Annotated in this window: 13 protein-coding genes; 8 read left to right on the top strand and 5 right to left on the bottom strand. The window is 65.9% G+C overall.

Features of this window, described 5'->3' with window-relative positions; translation table 11 throughout:
* The first annotated feature begins 29 nt into the window (after positions 1–29).
* Complete coding sequence (locus GRX03_RS05335) at positions 30–854, top strand: inositol monophosphatase family protein (protein ID WP_159763108.1); 825 nt, start codon at positions 30–32, stop codon at positions 852–854.
* A gap of 78 nt (positions 855–932) precedes the next feature.
* The gene (locus GRX03_RS05330) at positions 933–2,087 is read left to right on the top strand and encodes a DUF63 family protein (RefSeq protein WP_159763107.1); all 1,155 of its coding nucleotides are present in this window, start codon (positions 933–935) and stop codon (positions 2,085–2,087) included.
* A gap of 7 nt (positions 2,088–2,094) precedes the next feature.
* On the opposite strand, the gene GRX03_RS05325 is transcribed toward GRX03_RS05330, so the two are convergent.
* Both GRX03_RS05325 and tbsP read right to left on the bottom strand, forming a co-directional pair.
* On the bottom strand, positions 2,095–3,783 hold the full coding sequence (locus GRX03_RS05325; protein ID WP_159763106.1) for a YcaO-like family protein: 1,689 nt from the start codon (positions 3,781–3,783) through the stop codon (positions 2,095–2,097).
* 48 nt (positions 3,784–3,831) lie between these two features.
* Complete coding sequence (tbsP, locus tag GRX03_RS05320) at positions 3,832–4,656, bottom strand: transcriptional regulator TbsP (RefSeq protein WP_159763105.1); 825 nt, start codon at positions 4,654–4,656, stop codon at positions 3,832–3,834.
* A 275-nt stretch (positions 4,657–4,931) separates the two neighbouring features.
* On the opposite strand from tbsP, the gene GRX03_RS05315 reads away from it, so the two are divergent.
* Positions 4,932–5,483 carry a hypothetical protein gene (locus tag GRX03_RS05315; protein ID WP_159763104.1) on the top strand — a complete coding sequence of 184 codons (552 nt, stop codon included), beginning with the start codon at positions 4,932–4,934 and terminating at the stop codon, positions 5,481–5,483.
* Here GRX03_RS05315 and GRX03_RS05310 read toward each other — a convergent pair whose 3' ends face one another.
* Positions 5,484–5,681, bottom strand: a complete 198-nt coding sequence (locus GRX03_RS05310; protein WP_159763103.1) for a DUF5800 family protein — start codon at positions 5,679–5,681, stop codon at positions 5,484–5,486.
* Positions 5,682–5,774: 93 nt separating this feature from the next.
* Between GRX03_RS05310 and GRX03_RS05305 the strand changes: the two genes are divergently transcribed.
* The 5 genes from GRX03_RS05305 (at position 5,775) to GRX03_RS05285 (ending at position 7,982) form a co-directional block, all read left to right on the top strand.
* Positions 5,775–6,056, top strand: a complete 282-nt coding sequence (locus tag GRX03_RS05305) for a ribonuclease P protein component 4 (protein ID WP_368278028.1) — start codon at positions 5,775–5,777, stop codon at positions 6,054–6,056.
* A 55-nt stretch (positions 6,057–6,111) separates the two neighbouring features.
* The gene (locus GRX03_RS05300; RefSeq protein ID WP_159763102.1) at positions 6,112–6,354 is read left to right on the top strand and encodes a YhbY family RNA-binding protein; all 243 of its coding nucleotides are present in this window, start codon (positions 6,112–6,114) and stop codon (positions 6,352–6,354) included.
* The gene (locus GRX03_RS05295; protein WP_368278025.1) at positions 6,351–7,244 is read left to right on the top strand and encodes a mechanosensitive ion channel family protein; all 894 of its coding nucleotides are present in this window, start codon (positions 6,351–6,353) and stop codon (positions 7,242–7,244) included. Before GRX03_RS05300 ends, GRX03_RS05295 begins: the two co-directional genes overlap by 4 nt.
* Positions 7,245–7,350: 106 nt before the next feature.
* Positions 7,351–7,722, top strand: a complete 372-nt coding sequence (locus tag GRX03_RS05290; protein WP_159763101.1) for a hypothetical protein — start codon at positions 7,351–7,353, stop codon at positions 7,720–7,722.
* The gene (locus GRX03_RS05285) at positions 7,719–7,982 is read left to right on the top strand and encodes a HalOD1 output domain-containing protein (RefSeq protein ID WP_159763100.1); all 264 of its coding nucleotides are present in this window, start codon (positions 7,719–7,721) and stop codon (positions 7,980–7,982) included. The genes GRX03_RS05290 and GRX03_RS05285 overlap by 4 nt, the downstream gene beginning before the upstream one ends.
* A 5-nt stretch (positions 7,983–7,987) precedes the next feature.
* Here the strand turns inward: GRX03_RS05285 and GRX03_RS05280 are convergent, their stop codons facing one another.
* Both GRX03_RS05280 and gnd read right to left on the bottom strand, forming a co-directional pair.
* A complete protein-coding gene (locus tag GRX03_RS05280; protein WP_159763099.1) occupies positions 7,988–8,509 on the bottom strand; it encodes a gamma carbonic anhydrase family protein in 522 nt (173 codons plus the stop codon).
* Positions 8,510–8,561: 52 nt separating this feature from the next.
* A complete protein-coding gene (gene gnd, locus GRX03_RS05275; RefSeq protein ID WP_368278022.1) occupies positions 8,562–9,491 on the bottom strand; it encodes a phosphogluconate dehydrogenase (NAD(+)-dependent, decarboxylating) in 930 nt (309 codons plus the stop codon).
* Positions 9,492–9,510 lie beyond the last annotated feature (19 nt).

The following is a 9,510-nucleotide window of genomic DNA, read 5'->3' as shown; positions in this document are numbered from 1 at the left end:
CTATCAGTTGTGCGCTGGTCTCCGTTCACATGAGCGAAGCGACTCACCGCGCGGCGGTCGCCGAGCGGGCCGCACGGGCCGGCGGCGTCGTCGCCAGAGAGGCGTTCCGGGGCGACCTCACCGTCGAGAGCAAATCGAGTCCGACAGACGTGGTCTCGAACGCGGACCGCGAGGCCCAACAACAGGTCCTTGCGACGATCGCACAGGAGTTCCCCGGCGCGACGGTCGTCTGTGAGGAAGACGTTCCCCCGGTCGGCGTCGGCGACATCGAGGTCGCCGAGACCGTCCCCGAGGCGGGTCCCGCGTGGGTCGTCGACCCGATCGACGGCACGGCGAATTTCGTCCGGGAGATCCGGTTCTGGGCGAGCAGCGTCGCCGCCGTCGTCGACGGCGACCCGGTGGCGGGCGCGACTGCGATGCCGGCGATGGAGGACGTCTACACGGCCGGCCCCGAGAGCGTCTCGCGCAACGACGAACCGATGAGCGTCAGCGACCGGACCGACCCCGCCGAGTTCGCCATCGGCACCACGGGGCGCTGGTCGACGAGCGACCCGGAGGGGCCGTCCGCAATCGTCCGGGAAGTGCTCGAACGGTTCGGGGACATCCGCCGCTTCGGCAGCATTCAGGGCCTGCTCGCGCTGGTCGCCGCCGGCGGGATGGACGGGGCGATCATGCCCGACCCGCCGAACGCGTGGGATTCGCTGGCCGGCGTCCACCTCGTCCGCCGGGCCGGCGGCCGCGCGACGACGCTCTCGGGAGCGCGGTTCACCGACGGCGACGACAGCCTGATCGTCTCCAACGACACCCGCCACGACACCGTTCTCGAGGCCGCTCGGGCGGCACTCTCCGAGTAGCGCCTCCGCCAGCGGCTGTGTCCTTCTCTCTCACGGAAGACCGGAATCCTCAATTGGGTCGGCCTCCGCCTGTCAGGTATGGAACTGCTCGAGCGGTACGGGATTCGTCCGGAGGTCGCCTGGCTCGGCACGCTGGTCGCCGGCGTCCTCACAATCGCCACCGCGGCAGTCGTCTTCACTGAGCGGGTCTACTACGGCTTTCTCTGGCGGTACTTCTGGGGGCCGGTCGAGGCCGACTCCCAGGGGGTCGACTGTCTCGTCTACCAGCGCACCAGCGGCGACGTCGTCCCCGGTGCGACCGCCGCGGAGGGCTGTGCCCGCGTCGAGGGGGTCTTCGTCGCCGAACCCGGCTACACCGTCGTCTCGACGATCAGCTACATCCTCGTGCTGGTGTTCATGCTCGGCGGCGTCTATCTCCTCCTGGACCGGTTCGATCTCTCCCCGTACGACCGCTTTTTCTACGCGCTGGTGCCGTTCATGCTGTTCGGCGGCGCGCTCCGGGTCGTCGAGGACTCCTTCGTGGCCGCACGAGCGGCCGGCGAAACACCGGCCATCGAGTTCCCAGCCAGCGCCGCGTTGATCAGTCCGTTCATCTACTTCACGGTCTTTTTCGTCGCCCTCTCCTCGTTTCTGGTCGCCAAGTATCTCGCTCACGCCGAGATCACCGAGACCTTCTACTACCCGCTGGCTGGCCTCGGTGTCGGCTGGCTCGTCGGCACCTTCGGCTACCTGCTCTATCTATCCCGGACCAACGACTGGATCACGCTTCACCCCTCGATTCTGGTGATCGTCGTCGGCATCGCGACGGCCTCCGCGGCGCTGGTTTACCTGGGCGTCGACCGCTTCGATCCCGCGACCAACGCCGGGACCGGGCTGATGGGGCTGGTCGTCGTCTGGGGCCACGCCGTCGACGGCATCGCGAACGTCCTGGCCAACGACTGGACACAGCTCTGGGGTCTCGGCGAGTACGGCGCGAAACACCCGTTCAACCAGGCGATCATGGACGTGACCAGCGCGATTCAAGGCGGCCCTGAGATTGGGGGGATCTACGTCGGCACCGCCTGGCCGTTTTTCTTCGTCAAACTGCTCGTTCCCGTCCTGATTCTCGCGGTCTTCGACGAGGAGTTCTTCGAGGAGAGCCCGCGTTTCGCGGTGATGTTGCTCGGGGCAATCGTCGCGGTCGGTCTCGGCCCCGGCACCCGTGACATGATCCGAGTCGCCTTCGGGATCTGACGCCCGCTCACGGGAACGGGTGGTGCTCGGCGTCCAGTCGGGCCTCGAAACCCATCTGCCCGGGCACCGTCGTCGCCCGCTCGCCGAAGTACGACTCCCCGAAGGTGAGCGGCTGTGCCGCCGGCACGACCGCTCGCACGGCCTCGAAACCCAGTTGGTCGACGTCCCGGGTCGTCAGGCGCGCACCGTAGGCGTCGAGTCCGGCGTCGTCTAATTTGTCGAGGACGTTGTCCAGTTCCGCTTCCCCGTCGGGGACGGAATCTGGACCGACCGAGGACGCCGGCACGGTCGTCTCCGGGTCGACGAAGGCCGCCGCTGGGCCGGGATCGCTCGCGTATCGCCCGATTGCGCCCATCGCGTCGGCGGCCTCCTCCGGCCCCATCCCCCGGAGTTCCGTCCAGTTCTGCAACGCCTCCGCGAGCGCGGATTCGGCCGCGGCGGTCACGTCCAGATCTGCGGCCGTCCCGAAGGCCAGTTCGGGCCACTCGTCGCCGGTCACCGCGGTCGCGACGACCGGCACGTCGACATCCTGCGTGAGTAACAGCGTCTGGACGGCATACCCCTCCGAGTCGGCCCGCCTGACCATCGTCTCGTAGGTCTCGTCCTCGACGGCCAGCCCCAGCGGCTCGAAACTGCTGTGCCAGGCGAGCATCATCGCGTCCCGCTCGATCACCTCGTACAGCCCCGACAGAAGCGCCTCGACGGTCGAGTTACCGAGTCCGAGGCCGGTCGTCACTGGCGGGTGATACCGGTGCTCCGGCGGCGGATGATAGACGAACTCTGCCGGCAGCAGTCGCCGGTCGCCGCCGGCCAACTCCTCGCCGGGAACCCACTCGATGGGCTCGGCTGGATCCGGTTCGTGCTCGCAGACGAACGCACTCGGCGGGACGGCCCCCTCGACGGACTCGGGGGCACCGTGTTCGAGGCGTTCGCCCCGGTAGACCCCGGCACAGTACCGTTCGAGCCCCTCCCCGAGGGCCTTCATGAACGCCGCGTTCCAGTCGGGATCGACGCCGGCGGCCTCTCGGCTGGCGCTGGCGTCGCTGAAGCCCGCGGTCTCACAGCTCTGTGCGAGGTAGTACGGCACCGGGAACGATTCGACCTCCCCGACCTCCTGGACGATTCCAATCGTGTCGTCGAGAGACTGCTCCGCTCGGGCCAGCGCCGCCTCGACGTCCCGCGCCCCGTCCGACCGGTCGAGTTCGCCCCGGTCGCCCGGATCGCAGACGCAGTTCGGCAGCGGGAGCAGCCGTCGCTGCTCGTAGGGGAGGGTGATCACCTGGCCGCCGATCGACTCGCCGGCAAGAGCGCTCGCGGCCTCGCGGCCGGCGATTGCACCCGCGAACCGGCCGGTCGCCGTCTCGGGCGTACGCGGGTCGGGCTGGCGGTCGAGATTCGCCGTCACGCGGCCGCTGAGACACTCGTAACAGCCCGCTCCGGGCTCGAAACAGCTCACGGAGGCGTCCGCGACGGCGATTCCACCCAGGCCGCCGAGTTCGACCGCGATCCAGGGCGTCTCCGTCTCCAGCGCTCGCTCGTTGGCCTCGGCGAAGACCGGATCGCCGGCCGTCCCGATGACGACCGCAAGCTCCGTCGTTCCGAGGGCGTCCACGTCGATCCGTGTGGTATCGGCGTCGACCAGCGCGGCCTGGACGGTGACGACCGCGGGGCCGGAGCCGATGATCCCGACTGTCATACCGGCAAGACGGCAACCGGGGTCAAAAAACCAGGCTTCCCGTCCCGGCTATACGGAGTCGAGGCGCTGTTCTGCTTCCGCGGCGACCTCCTCGATTTCGGCGGCCTCCAGCGAACTGTCCCCGAGCAGCAGCCGCAACCGCGGCCGGCCGATGTCGATCGGTACCTTTTCGGTGTCGATCAGCCCGGCCTCTTCGAGGAGATTCTTGTTCCGGGAGAACGTCGCCTTGCTGGCCAGCCGGATGTCCTCGCCCCACCGGCTGATGTCGTAGAGCAGTTCGCCGTTGTTGGCCGCGACCAGAAGCGAAATCGTCACCTCGTCGAGGCCCTCGCCGTCGCCTTTCGCCGTGTCGAGGCTGTCGAGAATCCGGTCGAAATCCTCGACGGCCTCGGGGCCGATGTCCTCTTCGAGGGTCTCGCGGACGTGTGACAGCGGCGGCGTCCGCAGCGAGAACACCTCCGCGTCGGCCCACCGCTGGCTGTACTCCTCGTATGTGTCGGCCACGAACGACTCGTCGGTCGTCCGCAGCCCCGCGACGCCGGCGGCCCCCTGCACGAACGACAGCACGAACGTCTCGGTTACGAGCAGGGAGTGCCGGGGCACGGCCGAGAGCGTCCGCACCTCGAAGACGCCGTCGTCGACGAGATCGGCGATGCCGCTCGCGATGATGAAATCCTCGGTCAGCGCCTTGAGTGGCTCCTCGTCGGCGAACAGTTTGATCGCCGGCAGTGACTCCCCGTCCCTGTACATCTCGACGGCGGCCTGCATCGTCTCCGCTGTCGGATTGACGAGCAACAGGTCCCCCGTTTCCCCATCCAGTCCGGCCCGTAGCACCTCGCGGTGCGTTTCGGCGTGAACATCTGACTGTTCCATCGTACACACACTCTTTCGGACTCCGGTACTTAATTTTGCTGGCCAGTTCGGTTAATTCACCCTATCGAGTCCTGTATCGGTGTTTTTACTACGATACTAATACGGTTACTTACACTCTGGTGGCCCGCGGCGGCGTTCAAAAACTCCCACGTGGGTAGCATCGTCGGACGGTCGGACGTAGCATTTTCCTACTGCCTGTGGTACTCAATGGTAGCAAGTGGTCTAATAGGGAAAGTATTATATAGTTATCAGTCGTAGTTAATGATAGAACAACGATGGTAGACTACACCCAACCGGTCAAGGCGACATTCGAACTGCAGCGGAAGTCACTCGAACAGGGACAGCAGGCGCTCGAACAGACGCTGGATCTCCAGCAGCGAGTCGGCGAGGCGGCGGTCGACAGCCTCGACGCCTCCGAGTCGGTCCAGCGCAGTGCGGTCGAACTCAACCAGGATCTCGTCCACAGCATCCTCGACGCCGTCGAGGCCAACGTCCCCGGCACCGAGGACACCGTCGTCGAGATGCGTGACTCCATCGACGAGCAGTACGACGCCCTGCTGGAGAACCACGAAGAACTGTTCGCGAACCTCACGGGGGAGGTCGAGGACGGCATCGACAACATCGACGAACTGAGCGAGGAGTACCTCGACGTGCTCGAGGAGCAACTCGACCTCCTGCTCGACGCTCACGAGGAACTCGAAGACCAGTCCGTCGACGCCGTCGACGAGCTAGCCGAGCAGGTCGAGGAGATTCAGGAGCAGGCCGAAGAGATCCAGAGCCAGGTCCAGGAAGCCTCCGAGCAGGCCGTCGAGTCCGTCGAAGCGTAACTACGCCAGTATTTCTTCGACCCGACGCGGTTCTCCCGACAGCGCGGGGTTTTCTTCGATTATCTTCAACACCTCGTGGTCGGTCACCTCGGGGTACTCCTTCTCTATGGCCTCCTCGATGAGTTCCTTTTCGAGGCGGAACTCGGTCCCCTCGTAGACTACGTCGACACCGTGTTCGTCGAAAGAAAGCGCCGTCATACCAGCGGGTAGGTCACTGCCGAATAAAAATCTGCGTGCTCGGGGCCGCCGCCGGACGCAACGCTCATTTCGGTGTCCCTGTTACCTTCTCGTGTGAGCATCGCGAGCGAGCGGATCGAGCGACTCTCCGAGCTGGCCCGGGAAGCCGCGGCCGAGGGCAACCACGACCGCGCCCGCCGGTACGTCCGCCGCGCCCGCCGGATCGCCGAGCGCAACCGTCTCTCGCTTCCCCGCCAGTTCGTCCGGTACACCTGCGACCGGTGTGACGCCTATCTCCGTCCGGGCGCGAACGCCCGCGTTCGACTGCGCACGGGCCACGTCGTCGTCACCTGTGACTGCGGCGAGCAGGACCGATACCCCTACGACGGGCAGTGACCACCGGGACCTACTTGCCTACTTTTAACTACGTGACCTGATAAACTCACACAGCATGAGCACGCGGAAACAGCGGATTCATAACTTGGAGGTCACCCTCTGGGTGGGCAAGCGCGGGATCGGTGCGGTCGTAGACGAACTGGACGAGCAACTGGACAACCAGGAGTTCGTCAAGATCAAATTCCACCGTGCGGCCCGAGCGGAGGGCGATACCGAGGAGTTGGCGACCGAACTGGCCGAGCGGACGAACGCGACTGTCGTCCAGACGCGCGGTCACACCGCGGTGCTAGAACGGTGACGGCGACCGTTGCCTCCGTCGGCCCGGTGGCGGACCAGTTGGGTCAGGTGGGAGTCCCGTACGCCCAGACGATTGCACAACTTCTCGTCTTCGTCGCCGTGTTCGTGATCATCTACGTCCTGGGCCAGTTGACCATCGCGCCGCTCGTCACCCGGGCGATGCGCGCCCGGGGACTCGACGAACACGCCCGGAAGCCGCTCCAGAAGCTCAAGAAATTCCTGATCTTTCTGATCGCGCTGTCGACGGCCTTCGGGACGGCCGGGTTCGGCAACTTCCTCCAGGCTATCGCGACCATCGCCGCGGCCGCCACGCTGGCCATCGGGTTCGCACTCCAGGACGTGATCAAAAACTTCGTCGCCGGGATCTTCATCTACACCGATAAACCGTTCCGGATCGGTGACTGGATCGAGTGGGGCGACAACGCCGGTGTCGTCGAGGACATCAGCCTCCGGGTCACTCGCGTCCGGACCTTCGATAACGAACTGCTGACGGTGCCCAACGGCGTGTTGATGAGCGACGTGATCAAAAATCCCGTCGCGAAGGAGACGCTACGACTGAAGTTCGTCTTCGGCATCGGCTACGACGACAACATCGACAAAGCCACCGAGATCATCGTCGAGGAGGCCGAGAACCACGACGGTATCCTCGACGACCCCGCCCCGTCGGTCCGACTGGTCGAACTCGGTGACTCCTCGGTCGGCCTGCAGTCCCGGATCTGGATCTCGGACCCGAGCCGTGCCGACTTCGTGAAGGTCCGCGGCGAGTACGTCACCGCGGTCAAAGAGCGGTTCGACGAGGAAGGGATCAACATCCCCTACCCCAACCGGACCATCGGCGGCGGCCTCGAACTGGAGACGGTCGAGGGCATCGTCGAACCCGCAGAGGACTGATTTCTGCGGCGATTCTCCGGCTGTCTTCACCGTAGCGCCGTTCTCCGCCGGGATTGCGGTGGTGTTCACCGAAACTAATTTATCTCTCGTTGAATATATCATGGCAATGGAATCAGTCGAATCACTCGCCGACCGGTGGCGTCAGATCTATCGGACGTTGCAGTCCGGCACCCGACGCCAGATCATCGGGTCGCTGCTGGAGGCCGACGCCGATGCCTCTCTGTCGTTGCCGGAGGCGGCGAACTCCCCGGAGTACCGCCTCGACCCCGAACTGCTCACGACGAATCTGGTCCACGAACACCTGCCGCTGATGGCGGAGGGTGGCTTCATCGAGTGGGAGCGCGACCCGTTCACCGTGGCGCGCGGACCGCAGTTCGCGGATGTCGCGAGCGTCCTCTTGGCGGTCGACCAGTCCGAGGAGATTCCCGCCCACCTGATCGAGGGCTGTTACTTCCACGGCGAGTCGGTGAACTCATGACTCGACGCCACGAGGTTCTCACGGCCGTCGTCGGAGCGATTGCGGAGGCGGAGGACTGCTCACCGCAGGCGCTCTCGTACTCGCTCGCCGAGTACGTCGAGACCGGAGCGCTGGCGACGCTCGCGGCTTCCGAACACACCGAGTGGGAACTCACCTTCGAGGTGCCCGATCACACCGTCACCGTCCGGGGCGACGGCGCCGTCCTCGTCGACGACGTGCTCCGCGAGCGCCTCGACGCACAGTCACGACAACTCTCCTGAACAGTCTACTCCTCGATAATCCGGCCCGCTTCGAGTCCCTTCGCGCGCTCGACGTAGAACTCCGCCGCCTGGAAGAGCATGCTGTCCTCTGGTAGGTCCTCCTTGATGGTCTCGGCGGGTCGGCCGCCAGCCATCGTGTACGATGGAATCGTCTGGTCTTCCATGACCAGCGTCTTCGCGGCGACGGCGCTGTACGGTTCGAGAACGGCATCGTCGAGTACCGTCGCGTGCATTCCGACCAGCGAGTGCTCCCCAATCGTCGCGTTGTGCACGATTGCGTTGTGCCCGACCGCGGCGTTCTCTTCGAGAACGACCTGATAGGTCGGCTCGTCGGCGTGGATCGTCACGTTGTCCTGGACGTTCGCCTTCGCTTCGAGGACGATCTCCCCGCCGTCGCCGCGCAACACGGCTCCGGGGAGGATCGTCGCGTCCGGTCCGATCGTCACGTCACCGATGATCGTCGCCTGCGGGTCGACGTACGCGGAGTCTGCGATGTCCGGTTCCTCGTCGTTGTACCCTCGGATCATGGTTCGGTACTCGCTCCCGAGGGTCAAAACAGCACCGACGCGACCGGGCGGCTCACATCCGCTCGATTTCGTGTCGGCCGAAGCCGTACCGCAGGCGGTTGGCGAGCCGTCGCGAGAACCGTCCCGGCCCGTCCCCGGTCGACCGGCTGGCGAACCGCTCGGCAAGCGCCTGGTAGATCAGCGGCAGCGGCACCTCCTGTTCGAGGCTCTCCTGAACGGTCCACGTCCCGGTCGAGCCGCCGGCGACGTGGTCCGCCACGTCCCCGAGGTCGCCGCCTTCCTCCCGAAAGGCCTCTTCGCAGAGTTCGAGCAGCCAGGACCGGATCACCGCCCCGTTGTTCCAGGTGCGGGCGACCGCCTCCAGGTCGAGGTCGTACCGGCCGTTGTGCAGCAACTCGAAGCCCTCGCCGTAGGCCTGCATCAGGGCGTACTCGACGCCGTTGTGGACCATCTTCACGTAGTGGCCCGATCCGCTCGGCCCCATCCGGTCGTGGCCGTCGGGGCCGGTCGCGACGGCGTCGAACACCGGCGTACACTCCTCGTAGGCCCACTCCGGCCCGCCGATCATAAGCGAAAAACCCAGTTCCGCACCCGCCGGGCCGCCGCTGGTCCCGCAGTCGAGGTAGCCGGCCTCGGTCGACTCCGCCCGTCGCACCGAGTCCTCGAAGTGGGAGTTGCCGCCGTCGATGACGATATCCTCGCCGTCGAGGTGCTCGCTCAGGTCTTCCAGCGCCATATCGACCGGCTCTCCGGCCGGGACCATCAGCCAGATGCGTTTCTCCGCACCGAGTTCGCCGGCGAGTTCGTCGAGCGTCTCCGCCGGCCGCGCTCCGGCCGCTGTGACCTCCTCGACCGCGTCGCTGTCGACGTCGTAGGCGACCACGTCGTGGCCGGCGTCGAGACACCGGTCGGCGACGATCTGACCCATCCGTCCGAGTCCGACAATTCCGAGTTCCATGTGTCGAGATGATCTGGCGGACACGTAGTGATTGCGCTTTCAG

The organism is Halovenus carboxidivorans (assembly GCF_009831575.1).
GTDB lineage: Archaea > Halobacteriota > Halobacteria > Halobacteriales > Haloarculaceae > Halovenus > Halovenus carboxidivorans.
Note: the sequence above shows the minus strand (reverse complement) of the source record. Positions and strands in the feature narration are given on the sequence as shown.